Source organism: Haloactinopolyspora sp. (assembly GCF_027324685.1).
Taxonomy (GTDB): Bacteria; Actinomycetota; Actinomycetes; order Jiangellales; family Jiangellaceae; genus Haloactinopolyspora.
Genome location: NZ_DAHVSH010000206.1, coordinates 1 through 17390, shown reverse-complemented (window position 1 = coordinate 17390; position 17390 = coordinate 1). Strand labels below are relative to the sequence as shown.

The following is a 17390-nucleotide window of genomic DNA, read 5'->3' as shown; positions in this document are numbered from 1 at the left end:
CCGAGGTCGACCCGCCAACGGCTGGAGTCAGGCGATCGTGGCGCACAACTCGCGCTGGTCGCCGTGCACCATGGTGATGTTCTTCTTACCGTCCGTGGTGAAGTCGATGGTGAACACGCCGTCGACGATCCACATGCCGCGAGGCAGGTTGCCGCCGTCGGCGCCCATACCCACCAGGACCGGCCCGCGTACGTACCACCGCGCCGGCGAACCGTCGGCGCGGAACTCCATGACCGCGTCCCCACCAGCGTCGGCGTCGGTGTAGGCACCGGTCTCGAGGTTGGTGATCCGCACGACGAGGTCGCCGGTGTAGAGCTCGCGCTTGGCGGTGCCGTCGGGATGGGTCTGCAGCGTCAGCTTGCGCACCTCGTCGACCACGGGTACGCCGCTGATGGCGAAGTCGCACCGTTCGCCGGCGGGCACTTCCCACGGCTCGGACGGCGCCGGTTGCCAGCCGCCGGTGTTCGTGGTGGATGTGGCGCTGGCGGTGCCGGCGCTGACGTCGGCGGCGGACGCGGGTGCGGTGGTGCAGGCGAGCGAACCGATCGCCACGAGGGTGATCACGAGACGACGCACAAAAACTCCTTCAGCTCAGGACTTTCAGGATCGGGCGCCGCCAGCCTCGCGCGTCTCGGTCACCATCGGATCACCATGCCGCCGCACGCCGCGACGGCTACCGGCACGCTGGTACGCTCGCCCGACGGTGGAGTTCGGACTTCTGGGACCGTTCGAGGCCCGGCATGACGGCGCTGTCGTCGACGTCGGGAAGCGTCGGCAGGAGCGATGCCTGCTGGGCGTGCTGCTCCTCCACGCGGGCCGCAGCATCGCGATGGCCAAGCTCGTCGACCTGCTCTGGGATGGCGACCCGCCTGGCTCGGCACGGGGCACCGTCCAGACCTACATCGCCCGGCTGCGGCGCAGCCTCGCTCCGTATGGCGTGCGCATCGGCACCGGCCACGACGGCTACCTGATCGAACCCGGCGAGTTCACCGTCGACGTGACGACGTTTCGCCGGCTGGCCGGCGAGGCGCTGGAGGTGCGCGAGCCGACTCGGCGCCTGGCGATCCTCGACCGCGCCGTACAGCTGTGGCGCGGGCCGCTGCTCGCCGACGTCGCCGACGACGCGTTGCGCCGGCGCCTGGGAGCCGACCTGGACGAACAGCGCTTGACGAGCCTGGAACTGCGCGCGGAATCGCAACTGCGTCTCGGACTGCACGACCGCGTGGCGAACGAGCTGGCGCCGGCGGTCCAGGCCACGCCCACCCGTGAGCGGCTGGTCGGGCACCTGATGACGGCGCTGTACCGCAGCGGTCGACAGGCCGATGCGCTGGAGCTGTACCGCGCGACCCGCCAGCTGCTGGTCGACGAACTCGGCCTGGAGCCCGGACCGGACCTGCAGACGCTGCACCATCAGGTGCTGCACAACGACCGCGCCCTCAGCGTCCCCGAAGTGCCGCACTACGTCGTCCGGGTCGGCGGTCAGGTCCTGCCGTGGAGCGTCGGCGGCCACCCGGCGCTGGATTTCTGCAACACCTTCGCCGGCTGGGGGCACGATCCGCCGTTGCCCCGTTCGGAGTGGCTGGGCAGCTATGCGACGTTGGCCGTGTGGGCGGGCTATATGGATCTCGTCGACGAGCGCACCACCGAAGCCCTGGTGCAACAGGCGCAGCGGCGTCCCGCGGCGGCCGAGGCTGTGCTCGCTGAGGCGCGTGCCCTGCGCGGGCACCTGTACGCGCACCTGACCAACGCCGACGATCACGCCGCCTTCCGCGCTGTGGCCGCCTACGCCGAGGCTGCCGCCCGGGCCTCGGTGTTCGACGTCGACGATGACGGGCTCGGTCGCTGGCGCCTCGGCCACGGCGCCGGATTGCTCACACCCGTCCACGCCACCGCGCGCGCGGCAGCCGACCTGCTGGCCGATCCGCGGCGGCTGACCGTGCGCCGGTGTCCGAGTCCGACCTGCGGCTGGCTGTTCATCGACCGTAGTGGGCAGCGGAGATGGTGCAGCACCGCCACCTGCGGCCAGTAGATGGCGGCGTCCACGGCGGCGCGTGGCCGCTGAACGAGCCGGACCAACAGATCAGGACAACATCAGTAGTTCCACCCGCCGGAGGGTCTCGTGAACGTTCGCTTCGGTGGTGGCCGCCCGGGCTTCGGCCAGGCTGAACCAGCGCACCGGCGCGTCGGGCTTTTCCGGCCGGGCGTCGTCCGGAAGCTGGGTGGCCAGTACGAACCGCAGGTCGGCGTGCTCGTGCGCCGGTTCGTCGCCCGCGGCAGCCACCGGGACCACGACTGCGTGCAGCAGCCGCGCATCCGGCCACGGCGTGAGATCGGTGAGCCCGGTCTCTTCGCGCCCTTCCCGCAGCGCGACGGCCAAGGGTTCGGCCTCGCCCGGGTCGCCGTGCCCGCCCACCTGCAGCCACGCGCCCTGCCGCTGATGCCAGCGCAGCAGGACTCGACGGCTTGGCGGATGCGCGACCAGCGCGGAGGCGGTGATGTGCAGGGGGAGCGAGCGCGACCACGGGTCGGCGGCGATGTCGATCAACTCGCGCACGCGGGACGTGTCCGCAGCTTCGTCCGGAGTCTGCGGGCGGTGACGAACGAGTAGGTCGGCAACCGGGCCGGCCGAGGCAACCATGCCTGTGACGTTACGATGCCGCAGGCGGTGCAGTCGACGAGTTTTCCCGAGGCGAAGCCCTGAATGATCTTGCGTAATGAGCGAATCTCCGACACAGTCATGGACAAGATCGCTCGTTCGGGGCAAGGAGGACGATCCCGTATGAAACGTGCACTGTGTGTCGTAGCCGCCGCCGTCCTCCTCGTCCTGGGTATCGCCGCACCCGCGTCTGCGGGCGGTGATTCGTCCTTGCCGCCGGGTGAGATCACCACGATGGCCGGGCCCTGCGGGTCGTCCTACTCCCACGTCGGGCACTACCCGATCAACGCATCCGGGCGCACGCTCGCCTATCTCGACGTCTACTGGTCCAGCAGCGCCAAACGCAACTGCCTGGTCACCAACCATGCCGGCTCGACGTACGGTGTCTCGCTCTACACCCAGGCCACGATCCGGCCCAGTGGTTCCAGTTGGCCGAAGTGCCCCAGCAGCACCGGGTGCGACGCGGGCCATTTCAGCTACTACGCAGGCCCGGTGTACACCCCAGCCGGGGTGAACATGTCCAACCGGTGCCTCGATGTCACCGGCGTCATCGACTGGGCGCAGCGGACTCTGACGCGTATCCACTGCGGCTGAGTCTCGCCACGCGGCCGCGGCGCCCCGCCGGTTGCCTCGTATGGGCATGATGGACTCATCGAGTGGAGGGAGCCGGGCATGAACGGGGCGGGCGAGCAGGTCGTCCTGGTCGACGAGAAGGGTGGCGCGGTCGGCGCGGCGTTGAAGAGCGAAGTGCATCACGACGCCACGCCGTTGCATCTGGCGTTCTCGTGCTATGTCTTCGACGCGTCGGGCGCGCTGCTGGTCACCAGGCGAGCCGAGTCGAAGCTGACCTGGCCCGGCGTGTGGACCAACTCGGTCTGCGGCCATCCCGGCCCGGGCGAGGCCATCGAGCAGGCGGTGCACCGCCGGGCGCGTGACGAGCTCGGTATCAGCCTCAGCGGCCTCCGGCTGATCCTGCCCGCCTTCCGCTACCGCGCGCAGATGGTCAGCGGGATGGTGGAGAACGAGCTGTGCCCGGTCTTCGCCGCCGGCACGACCGACGAGGTGGCCGCGAGCGCGAGCGAGGTCGCCGAGGCGTACTGGGTTCCATGGGCGCAGTTCCGCTCCGACGTGTTGGCCGGCCGTCGCTCCGTGTCGCCCTGGTGTGTCGAGCAGGTGCGTGAGCTCGCCCAGTGGCCCGACGACCCAGCCCAGTGGGGCGCGGTGGACCGGCGCTCGTTGCCGCAGGCTGCCCGACCAGTGGGCGGCTGAGCTCGAGGCTTGCATCCGGTACCTGGGTACAGGTTTACCGTCGCAGGTATGAACCTCATCGAGCCTGACCGTCCGAACCTCTCGTTCGTGCCGCCGGCCTGCACGCTGCCGACCGGCGAGCAACCGCTGCGGGTGGTGGAGTTCGCGCAGTTCTTCGCCGCGACGGTGTCGGCGGTGACGCGTGAGTCGGCGACCGTGCTTCGGCTGGCGCTGGACGGCGACCACACGATGCTGGCGCACGCCCGCGATCTCGCGGCTCGAGAAGTCGAGTGCTGTTCGTTCTTCGACTTCACCGTCGACGAGGCCGTCGGTGGCGGCCGGCTGCGCGTCGAGGTGCCGAGCGCCCACGTCGGCGTGCTCGACGGCTTGCAGGCGCTGGCCGTGACGGCGGCGCACGATCGGCGGTGGGTGTGACGGGCGCGCCGGACCCAGCGGCCACCGGCCTGCGCAGCGGAGAGGTGGCTGCCGCGGCCGGAGTGAACCGGCAGACGTTGCGCTACTACGAACGCCGCGGGCTGATCGAGACGCCGCACCGAACCCTCGGCGGCCATCGGGCGTATCCACCGAGTGCGGTCTCGACGATCAAGATCGTCAAAGCAGCACAACGACTCGGGTTCACGCTGGACGAGATCGCCGAGCTCATCGCCACCGGGCGCCGCCATGCCGCATCCGACCGGGACCTACACGCACGTGCGGCGGCCAAGATGGCCGAAGTCGAGGAACGCATCGCCGATCTGGTCGTCATCAGGGACACTCTGCGCGCTGCACTCGATGCCGGCTGTCACGACCTGCAGACGTGCGCGCGCAGCCCCGGTTGCCCGATCCCGTTCTCCCAGCTCAGCCGGCACACCTAGCATGAGCGACATGACCGTCGCCCGTTCGATCGCGCTGTTCGTCCTGGCCGCTGTCACCGAGATCGGCGGGGCTTGGCTGGTGTGGCAGGGGGTCCGTGAGCAGCGGGGGCTGCTGTGGATCGGCGCCGGCGTCGTCGGACTCGGGCTCTACGGGTTCGTTGCCACGCTGCAGCCCGACCCGCACTTCGGCCGGATCCTGGCGGCCTACGGCGGCGTCTTCGTGGCCGGTTCGCTGGCGTGGGGGATGGCATTCGACGGGTTCCGGCCGGACCGGTTCGACGTCATCGGTGCGGCGATCTGCTTGCTCGGTGTCGCCGTCATCATGTACGCGCCGCGGGGAGGATGAGGGTTCGGGTTCGGGTTCGGTTCGGGCGCGGCCGTCGGTGCGCAGTCGGGCGACGCTGAGGTCGATCGCCGCTGGGCGACGATCATGAGGCACCTGCGGCCGCATAGCGCCGTAGACGCCTCACGAACAGCCCGAGCCCTCGCGAAACGCGGAGCCGTGCCGATTGGGTGCAGGGCTTGCGCAGCGCCTGCAGCTGGACCACGAGGCGTTGTGTCGCTTCACGAGGCGTGTATGGGTGGTGTGGCAGGGGATTGCCAAGTGAACATGATCATTTCAACACCGTGGGTCGTGGATTGAGGTGGGGGTGGCGTGGTGCAGGCATACCCTAGGGGGGTAATGTATGCGTCACGTCAGTCAGCACCTCTCGATAGGAAGGTTCGGTCATGTCCTCCACCGCCACGTACACCGTCGCCGGAATGACCTGCGACCACTGCGCCGCCTCGGTTCGCGAAGAGGTCGGCGAGATCGCCGGGGTCACCGGGGTCGACGTCGAACTCTCGTCGGGCCGGCTACAGGTCACCGGCGAGGCGGCGATCTCCGACGAAGCGGTGCGGGCCGCGGTCGAGGAGGCCGGGTACCAGCTCACCGGTGACGCAGCGTCCTCGTGATGAAAGATCTCGAAAGCTCGCCGATGACGGTGACCGTCGAGCGTGACGCACACGCACCGGACGGCCACGGTGCCGGCAGCGGCCACGACCAGGGGGAGCACTCGTGACGACGGACGCTGCCGGCCACCAGGCGGCTGCGCTGCCCACAGCCACCTCACACGTCGAGATCGACGTCGGCGGCATGACGTGCGCGTCGTGCGCGGCCAGGATCGAACGCAAGCTCAACAAGATCGACGGGGTCAGCGCGTCGGTGAACTACGCGACGGAGAAGGCCAAGGTGCACTACTCCGGCGACGTGACGACCGACGATCTCGTCGCGGCGGTCGAGAACGCCGGGTACCGAGCACACCTGCCTCAGCCCACGACGCCGCACGCGGCGGGCTCGGCGCCGGGTGGCACGGACAGCTCGCGCGGCGACGACGAGCGCGACCGTGAACTGCGCACGCTTCGCGACCGGGTCATCGTCAGCGCTGTGCTTTCGGTCCCGGTCGTCGCCCTGGCGATGGTGCCGGCCTGGCAGTTCGACTATTGGCAGTGGCTGTCGCTGACGCTGGCCGCACCTGTCGTGGTGTGGGGCGGGTTCGAGTTCCATCGAGCCGCCTGGACCAACCTCAGGCACGGCACGGCGACCATGGACACGCTGATCACCATGGGCACCAGCGCAGCGCTGCTGTGGTCGCTGTACGCGCTGTTCCTCGGCGACGCCGGTATGCCGGGCATGACGCACCCGTTCGAGCTGACCATCTCGCGGGGCAGCGGCTCGTCGAACATCTATCTCGAGGTCGCCGCGGGTGTGACGACGTTCGTCCTGCTCGGGCGCTGGTTCGAGGCCCGGTCCAAGCGGCGCGCGGGCTCGGCACTGCGGGCGCTGCTGGAGCTCGGCGCCAAGGAGGTCTCGGTCCTGCGCTCGGGTACCCAGGTACGCGTTCCGGCCGAGGAACTGGCCGTCGGCGACGTCTTCGTCGTGCGCCCGGGGGAGAAGATCGCCACCGACGGCGTGATCGTCGAGGGATCGTCCGCGGTCGACATGAGCATGCTCACCGGCGAATCGATGCCCGTCGAAGTCACCATCGGCGACGAGGTGGTCGGCGCCACCGTCAACGCCGGTGGCCGGCTGATGGTGCGCGCCACCAGGGTCGGTTCGGCCACCCAGTTGGCGCAGATGGCCAAGCTGGTCGAGGACGCCCAAGCGGGGAAAGCCGCAGTACAGCGGCTGGCCGACCGCATCGCCGGCGTGTTCGTCCCGATCGTCATCGTGGTCGCGGTGGCGACGCTCGGGTTCTGGCTGGGTACGGGCGAGGCCCCGGCCACAGCGTTCACCGCCGCAGTCGCGGTGTTGATCATCGCCTGCCCGTGCGCGCTCGGGCTGGCGACGCCGCTGGCCCTGATGGTGGGTACCGGTCGCGGTGCTCAGCTCGGCGTGCTGATCAAGGGCCCGGAGGTCCTCGAATCCACGCGCCGCGTCGACACCGTCGTCCTGGACAAGACCGGCACTGTCACGACGGGGCAGATGAGCGTGGTCGACGTCGTCCCCGGCAAGGGGGTGGACGCCGACGACGTCGTGCGCCTGGCAGGGGCACTCGAAGACGCGTCGGAGCATCCGATCGCTCAAGCCGTCGCGCGAGCTGCGACGCAGCGGGTCGGGGAGCTACCTGCGGTGAAGTTCTTCGACAGTGTCGAAGGCCAGGGGGTCGTGGGCGTCGTCGAGGGCCGTACCGTCGTCGTCGGGCGCGAGTCACTGCTCGCCGAGCACGGCCTGCCGCTCAGCCCCGAACTCGCCCGGTCCCGGCAGCGGGCCGAACAGGCTGGGCACACTGTGGTCGCAGTCGGCTGGAACGGGCAGGCCAGGGCGCTGCTCGTGGTCGCCGACCAGGTCAAACCCACCAGCGGCCAGGCGGTGAGCGAACTGCGCGCGCTCGGTCTGACGCCGATCCTGCTCACCGGCGACAACGACGCCGTGGCTCGTACGGTCGCCGCCGAGGTCGGCATCGACGAGGTCGTCGCCGGGGTGCTGCCCAAGGAGAAGGTCGACGTCATCGCCGGACTGCAGCGTGACGGCAAGGTCGTGGCCATGGTGGGTGACGGCGTGAACGACGCCGCGGCACTGGCGCAAGCCGACCTGGGGCTGGCCATGGGTACCGGCACCGACGCCGCCATCGAGGCGAGCGACATCACGCTGATCCGCGGGGACCTGCGCGCGGCGGCCGACGCGATCCGGCTGGCGCGACGCACGCTGACGACCATCAAGGCCAACCTGGTCTGGGCGTTCGGCTACAACGTCCTGGCGATCCCGGTTGCGGCGGCTGGTCTGCTCAACCCGATGGTCGCCGGCGCGGCGATGGCATTGTCCAGCGTGAGTGTGGTCGCCAACAGCCTCCGGCTACGCCGGTTCACCGCGGGCGGTGCCCGCTCTCGGCGAGCAGGCGCCGAGTCAGCCACAGCGGCGAGGTGATCGCATTGCCGACCACGACGGCGTGCGCACCGTGGTCGAACGCCCGCTGGACGTCGGGTCCGCTGCGGTAGCGGCCCTCGGCGATGACGGGGACGTCGAGCCGGGCGGTCAACGCCGCGAGCAGGGCCAGGTCGGGTTCGTCCGGGCCCGGGCCCGGCGAGGTGTAGCCGGCCAGTGTCGTCGCGACGGCGTCCGCGCCGGCCTCGGCCGCGGCCAGGCCTTCGTCGAGCGTCGACACGTCGGCGAGGATCAAGGCCGTGGTCTTCTCGTGAATCGCCGCGACCGTCTGCGCGAACGGCTGGTCGTCCGGGCGGGGCCGGTCGGTCGCATCGACGGCCACGATGTCCGCGCCGGCCGTCGCAGCGTCGATGGCCAAGCCGGCGGTCGGGGTGATGACGACCGGGCCGGGGCCGTGCTTGACCAGCCCGATGATCGGCACCGACACCACCTGACGTACCGCGGCGATGTCGTCCACACCGTTGATCCGCACTCCGACGGCACCGCCGAGCACCGCGCTGGCGGCCACCTTCGCCTGCACGTACGAGTCCCGCATCGGATCGGCGGGCTCGTCGGGCAGCGGCTGGCACGAGATGACGACGCCCCCGCGCAAGTCGTCGAGAACGGTCATGTCAGCCCCTCCACGGCCATCAGCGCCGCCCCGACCACGACCGCGTTCGCGCCGAGAGCGACCGGCAGCAGGTCCACGTCGGTCTGGGCCACGAACAGGTCGTCCTCGAACGCCGCCGTCGCCCGGGCGAGAAGCGCCGGGCCGACACTACCCCCCAGCGCCACGACGTCGACGTCGAACAGGGCGACGCACCCGGCCAGCGCCCGTCCCAGCGTGTCGCCGGCATGGTCGAGCACTTCGGTCGCCGTCGGTTCTCCGGCACGGGCGCGCTCGGCCACCTCGCGCGTGCTGGTCTGCTCGCCGGATGCGCGGGCGTAGGCCTGAGCGATGCCGGTACCGGAGGCGACAGCCTCCAGATGGCCGGTACGCCCGCAGCCGCACACGTCGTCCCCGGTGGCACCCACATACAGATGCGCGATCTCCAGCGCGGCGTTTCGTCGTCCCCGGTAGACACGCCCACCACTGATCAAGCCGCCACCCAGGCCGGTTCCCACGGCGACGAGCAGCAGGTGGTCGTGGTCGCGACCGACGCCGTAGCGGGCTTCAGCCAGCGCAGCGGCGTTGACGTCGTTGTCGACGACGACCGTGCGCCCGGTCCGCCGGTGCAGCTCGTCGGCGACCGCCGTCCCCGTCCACTTCGGTAGGTGGTCGGTGGCGAAGCGGACGGTCCCGGTGACGTGGTCGATCGTCCCGGCCGCGCCCACGCCCACCGGTACGTCGGCGTCGGTGTCCAGTGCGGTGACCAACTCGGCTGCGGTGGCCAGCACCGCGTCCGGACCGGCGGCCGACGGCGTTGGCGCCTCTCTGCTCGACACCACCTTCCCCTCGGCGTTCACCAGCCCGGCCAGCGTCTTGGTGCCGCCGATGTCGACTCCGATCGCGGTCATCCTTTGAGTCCGGTGTGCGCGAGCCCCTCGACGAACTGGCGTTGGGCGAAGATGAACACGGCGAGCACTGGCAGCACGGTGAGCGTCGTCGCCGCCAGTTGGACGTTCCAGATCGGCCCGCCGTAAGCGTCGACGTACTGGGTGAGCGCCAGCGGCAACGTGAAGCTCTCCTTGCTCGACAAGAACACGAGCGGTTCGAGGAACAGGTTCCACGAGTGCATGAACGTGAAGATCGCCACCGCGGCGATGGCCGGGCGGGCCAGCGGGAAGGCGATCCGCCGGAAGATGCCCGCGCGGCTGAGCCCGTCCACCCGGCCGGCGTCCTCCAGCTCACCGGGCAAGGTGAGGAAGAACTGGCGCATGATGAACGTCGCGAGCACGCTGGGCGCCCCGATGATGGGGATGACCACCAGCGGCCAGTGCGTATCGATCATGCCGACGGCGTTCACCAGGCGGAACAGCGGGACGATCGTCACCTCAGCCGGTACCAGCAAGCCCACGAGCACGACCACGAACAACACGTTCGCGCCGGGGAACGCGATGCGCGCGAAGGCGTAGCCGGCCATGGACGAGACCAGGATCGTCCCGATCGTCACCACAGCGGCGATGTAGAGACTGTTCCAGTACTGCTGCGCGAACGGCTGCAGGTCGAAGACCTGGCCGTACGCCTCGGTGGTCGGTGCGGCCGGCCACAGCGTCGGCGGGATCCGCAGGATCTCGCTCATCGGCTTGAAGCTCGACGTCACCATCCACCAGGTGGGGAAGACGAACGGGACGGCCAGAACGATGAGCGCCACCATCAAGGCGATGCGCTTGACCGGCCGGCGCGGGCGGGTGCGCTTGGTCGGCGGTGCGGCAGCGACGGCGGCAGCACTCGGCTCGCGGGTGTCGACGACCTCAGACTTCATGGAACACCCACCGCTTCCGGGTCTGCCACTGCACCAGCGTCAGGACGGCGACGATGAGGAACAACACCACCGAGACCGTGCTGGCGTAGCCGAACTCGTTGAACTGGAACGCCTGCTGGTACAGGTAATAGACCAGCACCGTGGTGGACGTGCCCGGCCCGCCCTGGGTGAGCACGGCGATCTGGGCGAACACCTGCAGCGACCCGACGATGGTCAGGATCGAGACCAACAGGATCGTCGGGCTGATGAGCGGAATGGTGATCGAGCGGAACGAACGCCACGCCGAAGCTCCGTCGACCCTGGCCGCCTCTCTGATCTCACCGGGCACGCCCTGCAACGCGGCAAGGAAGAGCACCATGTTCAACCCGACGTTCTTGAACACCTGCACCACGATGACCGACAGCATGGCCGTGTCCTCCCGGCGCAGCCAGTTCGGCCCGTCCACACCGATCTGGGACAAGAAGCCGTTGATGCCGCCGTCGGCCTGCAGCAGGAAACCCCACAGGATGGTCCACGCGACCAGCGAGACCACGACCGGGGAGAAGAAGAACGTGCGAAACGTCGTGGTGCCGCGCATGCGTTGATTGAGCATGACCGCCAAGAGCAGCGCCAGCCCGACGTTGAGCACGACCAGCCCGGCGGAGAAGATCCCGCTGGCCTTGAGCGAGTCGACGAAACTCGGGTCGTCGATCAAGCGCTGGTAGTTCGCCGCGCCGGTGAACGTGAAGCTGTTCGCCAGCACGTTCCAGTCGTGCAGGCTGTACCACCCGACCGCGATCAGCGGCCCGATGACGAACACTGCACTGCCGACCAGCTGCGGTGTCACGAAGGCGTAGCCGGTCAGGACGTCCGCACGGCGAGCGGTGGAGCGCCGCCGGGCCGATGTGGCCCGGCGACGCGTCGATCGGTCGAGCGTGGCACTCATGGTCGAGGTCAGCCGCCCAGCAGCGGGTCGATCGCGGTGCACACCGACGCTGCGACGGCTTCGACGTCAGCACCGGGCTCCCACAGTGCGTCCAGCTCGGCTCGCACCGTCTGCTGCAGTTGCGAGAACTTGGCGTGCGCCGGCTTGGTCTGCGCCCCCTTGATGCCGTCGACGACCACGGACTGCAGCTGTTCGGCGGTCAACTTCGGGTTCGCCGCCTTCAACGTGTCAGCGTTGAGCAGCGACGTGCGCGGCGGCGGGAAGTAGGTCGAGAGCTTCTCGGCGTTCTCCGGGTTGGTGAAGTAGGCCAAGAAATCGGCGGCAGCTTCGGCGTTCGGGCCGTCGGCGAAGACCCCGATGCCGGCCTGGCCGATGACGCTGACCTGCTCGGCCGGGCCTGCCGGTAGCGGCACGAGATCCCACGCGAAGCTGTCGTCCAAAGCCGAGGCACGGCTGATCTGGGTGATGGTCAAGGCGGCATCGCCGGCGAAGAAGTCGGCCGTGGTGCCCGGCCCCGGGATCGCTTGCTCGACGAACACCTGGTCGTGGAACCAGGTGAGCGCGTCGACCATCTCCGGTGCATCGAACTCGCACGTCGTGCCGTCGTCGGACCAGGGCCGGGCGTCCCAGCCGTTCCAGATCGTGGCGAGGTTGTCCCACGCGGAGAACTCGAAGTCGCGGACGACCAATCCCGACTTTCCGCTGGCCTGCGCGGCTGCCGCTGCGATCTCGGCGGCCTTGTCCCAGGTCCACTCGCCGTTGGCGATGAGCTCGGCGGGGGTCGGTTGCCCGGCGGCGGCGAGGTGGTCGAGATTGACGAAGATCCCGAACGGGCTGTTGGAGAACGGGTAGGCGAACAGGCCGTCGCCAGAGCTCCACAGGTTCAGCGCGTCGGGTTCGAGGTCATCGAACTCGTATCCCTCGGCCTGCTCGAGCACCGGGCGCAGGTCGAGCAGGGCGCCGCTGTCGACGAACTCCGGAGCGGAGTTCTCGAAGATCCAGGCCAGATCCGGCGGATTGCCGCCGGCGATCTGAGTGGTGAGGCCCGTGGTGTATTCCTCGAACGGCAGCGTCTCGAACGACACGTCCGACACGGTGTCGCCGTGTTCGGCGACATAGGCGTCACCGATCTCCTGGAACATCGCCAGCTGCGCCTCGTCAGCGGTCCACACGGTCATACGCAGCTCTACGGGCCCGTCGGCGGTGCCCCCGTCGTCAGACGAGTCGGCGCCACACGCGGCCAGCGTGATCGCCGCGAGCGCGGTCACGGCCAGCCAGCCGCGACCGGTACGGACAGTTCTCATCAGTACTCCTTCGTCAGGGGCGATAGCCGCCGGCGGCGAGCGCCCCGGGGTCAGTAGCCGGAGACGCCCTCCGGCCAGCGCAGCTCGATGCCTTCGGCGGTCAACACGGATTGGAAGTCGGCCAAGCTACGCGGGTCGTTGCGCACCGCCGTCGGAGCGGTCCGATGCTCCAGGCAGTACGCCGCCAACCGGCCCGCGACCTCGCCGATGTTCCATTCGACCGGATGCAGGCGGTAACAGCCGTTGGTGATGTGGGTCGTGCCGATGTTCTTGCCCGCCGGCAGCAGGTTGCGCATCCGGCGGGGGAGGAGCGCTCCCAGTGGGATCTCGAACGGCTCGGCGGCGACGTCGATGTAGTTGTCGCCTCCGGTCGACGGGTGCAGGTCGATCCGATACATCCCGACGCCGACGGAGTCGTGGTACGACACCGCTCCTTTGTCGCCGCGTACGGCGCTGGCCAGGTCCTGCTCGACGACGGTGTATTCGGCTCGGATCCGGCGTGCCTCGCGGATGTACGGCGCCTGCGCCAACCCGCTGGGGTCGCCGGTGACGTCGCCGCGCAGCCGCAGGCCCGGGAACCCGGTGCCGCCGTCGGGACGAGGCGCCTCGGTCTGCATCCAGTACAGGACCGAGTACGACAGCTCCCGGGCGTGGGCCAGGTGGTCGTCGGCGTCGGGCACGTCGATGACGGGGCCTTCGAGGTAATCGATCATCGGCCAGTTGACCAGGGTGATGTCGCTGGCGTAGAAGCCGTCGGCGAAATTGCGCCGCGCGGCGATCCGGCGGAACGTCCACAGATCGTCGCCACCGGGGTTGACCCGCTGATCGGCGAGCACGGCCTGCGGGTCGTCATCGGGGTTGGGGGTGAATGCTCGCTGCACGGTGTCCAACGTCCGGGGATCCGGCCCGGTCCAGGACAGAAAGGGGGCACCCCAGTACGGCGGCTGGTAAGCGCGCCAGAAATCGTAGCTGGCCGGCCGGTCGATCGTGTGATCGCCGTCGACATGGTCGATCGCGAAGCAGAACGACACCGCCTGCATGTTCATCGGCTGAGCGTGCTGGGGCGCACTGGGCTCCCCGGTGTCGGCCTGCGACTCGAAGCCCGTGACGTACTCGGTGCCGGTCAGCGGCAGCAACTCGCCGGTCTCGGTGGCGTCGACCACGTACGGAGCTTCGATCGTCGTCGTCGCGTGGTCGTGCAGGTTCTCGACCGTCACCGCCCGCACCACGTCGCCGTCCACGTCCGCGCCGACCGGGCGTACCGGTTGCAGGACGGTGAGCCGCCCGGATGAGCGGTAGGGAAGCAACATCGTCTCGATCACCGCGGCGGCTACTCGCGGTTCATGACACAGCCGGGACACGTACCCGGCGCCGGGATTGAGGTCGGGCTGCGCGCGGGCGGCGTCGGTCAGCGGGTAATGCGCGCGGTAGAAATCGCGGATGCTCTCGCGGAGCCGGCGGTACGAGGCGGTGATGCCGAACTCCTCGACCCACGAGTGCTCGTCGGGCGGCACCGCCTGGCTCGTGAGCTGGCCCCCGAGCCAGGGGAACTCCTCGGTGAGGATGACCGACCGCCCGGCTCGCAATGCCGCGAGCGCAGCGGCAACGCCGCCCATCCCTCCGCCGACGACGAGGACGTCTGTACGCACTATCTTCCTTTCGGGTCGCGTTCATGAGGTGGGCCGAGGGTCTCGCCCTCGACGAACTGGCACGGCAGCAGCCGCTGAGATTCGACGTCGTCGCCGGAGAGGATCGCGGTCAGCACCTCCACCGCCTGGGTGCCCATGTCGCGGCGCGGGAGATGGAATCCACTGAACTGGCGGTCCGGGACGACGTCGATGGGGTCGCCGAGCGCGAGGATCGACAGGTCGCCGGGTACTGCCAGGCCGCGGGCTTCGGCAGCGGCGGCGAGGTTGACTGCGTCGTCGGATCCCTCGGCCAAGGCGGCGGTCACGCCCGCGGCGAGCAGCGTGTCGAGGATGTCGCCGATGTCGCGTCCGGTGGTCGGCTCGTGTCGCTGCCCACCCGCCCGGGTGAAACCTTGCCAGCGATCCACGGCCGACTCCGGGCTCGCGCCGTCCCCGACGTAGGCGAACTCGCGGTGGCCGAGCGCGCGAGCTCGTTCGACGAGCTCGGCGGTGGCATCGGCGTAGGCGGCTCCGACGTAGGGGACCGGGCCGTTGGCGTCGTCGCGACGGCCGATGGCGACGAACGGGTAGGCCTCGGCGTTGAGCCGGCCGAGCTCGTCGGCCGGGATCTCCCGCCCGAGCAACAGGCAGCCATCGGCCAGGCGGAGCCGGGTGTTCTCGTGGAAGATGCGCCGCCCTGCGCCGGTCGGTGCGCTGGTGAACAACAGAAGGTCGCAGCCGAGCCGTTCGGAGTGCTCCTCGATGCCGACCAGGAACGGGTGGAAGAAGTCCGCACTGGTGCTGGGGAACACCCGCTCGTAGGTGAACACGCCGATGATCTGGTTGCGCCCGGCCTGCATGCGCCGCGCGACCGGGTCGGCGACGTACCCGGTTTCGCGGATGACCTGCAGGACACGCTCACGGGTGGCCGGAGCGATCCGAACGCCGGGGACGTGGCGGTCGTTGAGCACCATCGACACGGTGGTTTGACTCACCTGTGCGAGCCGGGCGATGTCGCGCTGGGTGATCCGGCCAGAGCGGCTGGGCATCGTTCGGCTCCTCTCGATAATGCGTATTGGCAGCGGCGAGGCATGACGAACACTGCAGGGTCGCGGACGGTCCTGTCAAGCCGGTGGTCGACGGATAATCCGAATTATCACGGCGGAAACTCTTGACGAACGGTTCGGTGACCGCCCAGAGTCTTGCTCGACCGACCCCCGGAGCTTGAGGAGTGGGCAGTGTCCGAGTTCGTGTTGAGTCGTCGTTCGCTCGTGAAGGGCGCTGCCGCGGGCGCCGGCCTCGCCGTCGTGCCCTGGCTGGGCGCAGCCGGCCGGGCGAATGCCGCGGCCGAGGTCGATCTGGGGACGATCGCCCTGGTCCCGCTGGATGACCGCCCCTACACGTGGTACGCGCCGCAAAAACTGGCCGGCGCGGCGGGCTATGCCATGGTCACGCCGGAGCATCACGTCCTCGGCCGGCACTTCACGCCCGGTGACGGCCGAGCGGCGGGACGTTGGCTTGTCCGGGCGGCGCACCGCGCCGACGCCGTCGTAGTCGCGCTGCCGATGCTCGCGTACGGAGGCCTGCTGAACTCCCGCAACAGCAGCGTGAGCCGCGCAGATGCCGAGCGTCAACTCGAAGCCGTACGCACCGTGAAGCGGCAGAATCCGCGCAAGCGCCTGTACGCCTTCGACACCATCATGCGGCTGACGCCGGAAGGCCCGTGGCGCACCCAACTGCGGATCTGGGCGACCTTGGTCGACGAGGTGGAGAACCTCGGCATGGAAGACAAACGAGCCGAGCTCGAGGCGCTCGAAGCCGAGATCCCGCTCGAGGTCCGCGAGGACTATCTGGCCACCAGGGCGCGCAACCACGAGATCAACCTGCGCATGATCAGCTGGGCCGCCGAGGGCGTGATCGACTTTCTCGTCATGGGCCAGGACGACGCTTCGGGCACCGGGTTGCACCGCCCCGAGGCGCAGGCGCTGCTCGCGCACATCGAGGCGCTCGGCGTCGGCGACCGGGTCAAGCTCTACCCGGGCGCGGACGTCGTCGCGTCGGTCCTGCTGGCCAAGATCGCCGTCGAAGACGCGGCGGTGCGCCCGCAGGTCTACGTCGAGTACTCGCGGGTGCACGGCGACGAGTGGACAGCGCCGTATCAGAACATCCCCTACGCCGAGCTGATCAAGGGCTACGTCGAGATCATCGGCGGACGCCTGGTCGATCACCTCGACGACGCGGACATCGTCTTGATGGCCAACACCGGCGGCAATTCGGCGTCGGTCGCGCCCTTCGCGGATCGACTCGTGCAGTACGTCCGCGACGGGCGAACCGTGGCGTTGGGGGACGACGCCATCGCCGGGCGCAGCGACCCTCGGCTGCTCCCGCTGCTCGACGAGCACATCCAGCGCGGCGAGCTGGACTCGTACTCGGGCTGGAACATCGGGATCCCGATCTCGCAGTCCTTGAGCCGGTTCGCGCTGCTCGCCCGGGCTCGGTCCGGACAGCTGCCGCCTGGGCGGGGGCGCGGTGCCGGGCCGGAGAGGATGCGCCGCGAGCTACTGCGGCGTGCGGCCCGCGACTCGCTCGAGGTCACGGTGTCCGAATGGGTGCAGACGGACTCGTATCGCAACTTCGAGCGCACCGCGACGACGGAGTACGCGTCGTCGCTGGGTGAGCCGGACCCGCAGAATCTGCGCACCTATTACGACGAGGTGGACGAGTTCGCCCGGAGCCGGACCCTTCCGCACGCGCAGGAGCTGTTCGACACCCACTTCGCCGGGGTGCCCAGGGCGATCGGTGACCTCGGGTCAGGGCCCGAAGCCCTCGCCGCGCAGTCGGTCGCCGAGTGGAACATCTATCTCCCGTGGCTTCGCACCGGCGAGATCGCCGCCGAGCCGGTCATGACGTTCGAGCCGATCGGTT

The 17390-nt window shown here is 69.6% G+C and carries 18 protein-coding genes; 9 read left to right on the top strand and 9 right to left on the bottom strand.

Features of this window, described 5'->3' with window-relative positions:
• Positions 1–27: 27 nt before the first annotated feature.
• A complete protein-coding gene (locus M6444_RS22180) occupies positions 28–576 on the bottom strand; it encodes a hypothetical protein (RefSeq protein ID WP_298332565.1) in 549 nt (182 codons plus the stop codon).
• Positions 577–703: 127 nt separating this feature from the next.
• On the opposite strand from M6444_RS22180, the gene M6444_RS22175 reads away from it, so the two are divergent.
• A complete protein-coding gene (locus tag M6444_RS22175; protein WP_298332562.1) occupies positions 704–2029 on the top strand; it encodes a BTAD domain-containing putative transcriptional regulator in 1326 nt (441 codons plus the stop codon).
• 51 nt (positions 2030–2080) lie between these two features.
• Here the strand turns inward: M6444_RS22175 and M6444_RS22170 are convergent, their stop codons facing one another.
• Entirely contained in the window at positions 2081–2638 is a 558-nt protein-coding gene (locus M6444_RS22170) for an NUDIX domain-containing protein (RefSeq protein WP_298332559.1), read from the bottom strand.
• A 141-nt stretch (positions 2639–2779) separates the two neighbouring features.
• Between M6444_RS22170 and M6444_RS22165 the strand changes: the two genes are divergently transcribed.
• The 7 genes from M6444_RS22165 (at position 2780) to M6444_RS22135 (ending at position 8185) form a co-directional block, all read left to right on the top strand.
• Entirely contained in the window at positions 2780–3250 is a 471-nt protein-coding gene (locus tag M6444_RS22165) for a hypothetical protein (RefSeq protein ID WP_298332556.1), read from the top strand.
• 78 nt (positions 3251–3328) lie between these two features.
• Positions 3329–3925 carry an isopentenyl-diphosphate Delta-isomerase gene (idi, locus tag M6444_RS22160; protein WP_298332553.1) on the top strand — a complete coding sequence of 199 codons (597 nt, stop codon included), beginning with the start codon at positions 3329–3331 and terminating at the stop codon, positions 3923–3925.
• A 48-nt stretch (positions 3926–3973) separates the two neighbouring features.
• Positions 3974–4339, top strand: coding sequence for a hypothetical protein (locus tag M6444_RS22155; protein WP_298332551.1), 366 nt, complete (start codon positions 3974–3976; stop codon positions 4337–4339).
• Positions 4336–4779 carry a MerR family transcriptional regulator gene (locus tag M6444_RS22150; RefSeq protein ID WP_298332548.1) on the top strand — a complete coding sequence of 148 codons (444 nt, stop codon included), beginning with the start codon at positions 4336–4338 and terminating at the stop codon, positions 4777–4779. Before M6444_RS22155 ends, M6444_RS22150 begins: the two co-directional genes overlap by 4 nt.
• 10 nt (positions 4780–4789) lie before the next feature.
• Complete coding sequence (locus M6444_RS22145) at positions 4790–5125, top strand: YnfA family protein (RefSeq protein ID WP_298332545.1); 336 nt, start codon at positions 4790–4792, stop codon at positions 5123–5125.
• Between the two features lie 383 nt (positions 5126–5508).
• A complete protein-coding gene (locus M6444_RS22140; RefSeq protein ID WP_298332542.1) occupies positions 5509–5733 on the top strand; it encodes a heavy metal-associated domain-containing protein in 225 nt (74 codons plus the stop codon).
• Positions 5734–5836: 103 nt separating this feature from the next.
• Positions 5837–8185: a heavy metal translocating P-type ATPase gene (locus M6444_RS22135; protein ID WP_298332539.1), complete on the top strand. Its 2349-nt coding sequence runs from the start codon at positions 5837–5839 to the stop codon at positions 8183–8185.
• Here the strand turns inward: M6444_RS22135 and M6444_RS22130 are convergent.
• The 7 genes from M6444_RS22130 to M6444_RS22100 form a co-directional block, all read right to left on the bottom strand.
• The gene (locus tag M6444_RS22130) at positions 8124–8813 is read right to left on the bottom strand and encodes a putative N-acetylmannosamine-6-phosphate 2-epimerase (RefSeq protein ID WP_298332537.1); all 690 of its coding nucleotides are present in this window, start codon (positions 8811–8813) and stop codon (positions 8124–8126) included. The two genes, M6444_RS22135 and M6444_RS22130, sit on opposite strands and share 62 nt — an antisense overlap.
• Positions 8810–9700, bottom strand: a complete 891-nt coding sequence (locus tag M6444_RS22125) for an ROK family protein (protein ID WP_298332534.1) — start codon at positions 9698–9700, stop codon at positions 8810–8812. The genes M6444_RS22130 and M6444_RS22125 overlap by 4 nt, the downstream gene beginning before the upstream one ends.
• Positions 9697–10500 carry a carbohydrate ABC transporter permease gene (locus M6444_RS22120; protein ID WP_363326473.1) on the bottom strand — a complete coding sequence of 268 codons (804 nt, stop codon included), beginning with the start codon at positions 10498–10500 and terminating at the stop codon, positions 9697–9699. The genes M6444_RS22125 and M6444_RS22120 overlap by 4 nt, the downstream gene beginning before the upstream one ends.
• Positions 10501–10597: 97 nt before the next feature.
• Positions 10598–11533, bottom strand: coding sequence for a sugar ABC transporter permease (locus M6444_RS22115; RefSeq protein ID WP_298332529.1), 936 nt, complete (start codon positions 11531–11533; stop codon positions 10598–10600).
• 8 nt (positions 11534–11541) lie between these two features.
• The gene (locus tag M6444_RS22110) at positions 11542–12837 is read right to left on the bottom strand and encodes an extracellular solute-binding protein (RefSeq protein WP_298332526.1); all 1296 of its coding nucleotides are present in this window, start codon (positions 12835–12837) and stop codon (positions 11542–11544) included.
• Positions 12838–12887: 50 nt separating this feature from the next.
• On the bottom strand, positions 12888–14486 hold the full coding sequence (locus M6444_RS22105) for an FAD-dependent oxidoreductase (protein WP_298332524.1): 1599 nt from the start codon (positions 14484–14486) through the stop codon (positions 12888–12890).
• Positions 14486–15514, bottom strand: coding sequence for a LacI family DNA-binding transcriptional regulator (locus M6444_RS22100; protein ID WP_298332522.1), 1029 nt, complete (start codon positions 15512–15514; stop codon positions 14486–14488). The genes M6444_RS22105 and M6444_RS22100 overlap by 1 nt, the downstream gene beginning before the upstream one ends.
• Before the next feature lie 189 nt (positions 15515–15703).
• Here M6444_RS22100 and M6444_RS22095 point away from each other — a divergent pair.
• A partial coding sequence (locus M6444_RS22095; protein ID WP_298332520.1) for a DUF4127 family protein occupies positions 15704–17390 on the top strand: 1687 nt, incomplete at its 3' end.

Coding starts and splice junctions, on each gene's coding strand:
- M6444_RS22115 (WP_298332529.1), bottom strand. CDS start 11,533: ATGAGTGCCACGCTCGACCGATCGACGCGTCGCCGGGCCACATCGGCC.
- M6444_RS22145 (WP_298332545.1), top strand. CDS start 4,790: ATGACCGTCGCCCGTTCGATCGCGCTGTTCGTCCTGGCCGCTGTCACC.
- idi (WP_298332553.1), top strand. CDS start 3,329: ATGAACGGGGCGGGCGAGCAGGTCGTCCTGGTCGACGAGAAGGGTGGC.
- M6444_RS22170 (WP_298332559.1), bottom strand. CDS start 2,638: ATGGTTGCCTCGGCCGGCCCGGTTGCCGACCTACTCGTTCGTCACCGC.
- M6444_RS22120 (WP_363326473.1), bottom strand. CDS start 10,500: ATGGTGGCGCTCATCGTTCTGGCCGTCCCGTTCGTCTTCCCCACCTGG.
- M6444_RS22140 (WP_298332542.1), top strand. CDS start 5,509: ATGTCCTCCACCGCCACGTACACCGTCGCCGGAATGACCTGCGACCAC.
- M6444_RS22155 (WP_298332551.1), top strand. CDS start 3,974: ATGAACCTCATCGAGCCTGACCGTCCGAACCTCTCGTTCGTGCCGCCG.
- M6444_RS22130 (WP_298332537.1), bottom strand. CDS start 8,813: ATGACCGTTCTCGACGACTTGCGCGGGGGCGTCGTCATCTCGTGCCAG.
- M6444_RS22110 (WP_298332526.1), bottom strand. CDS start 12,837: ATGAGAACTGTCCGTACCGGTCGCGGCTGGCTGGCCGTGACCGCGCTC.
- M6444_RS22165 (WP_298332556.1), top strand. CDS start 2,780: ATGAAACGTGCACTGTGTGTCGTAGCCGCCGCCGTCCTCCTCGTCCTG.
- M6444_RS22100 (WP_298332522.1), bottom strand. CDS start 15,514: ATGCCCAGCCGCTCTGGCCGGATCACCCAGCGCGACATCGCCCGGCTC.
- M6444_RS22125 (WP_298332534.1), bottom strand. CDS start 9,700: ATGACCGCGATCGGAGTCGACATCGGCGGCACCAAGACGCTGGCCGGG.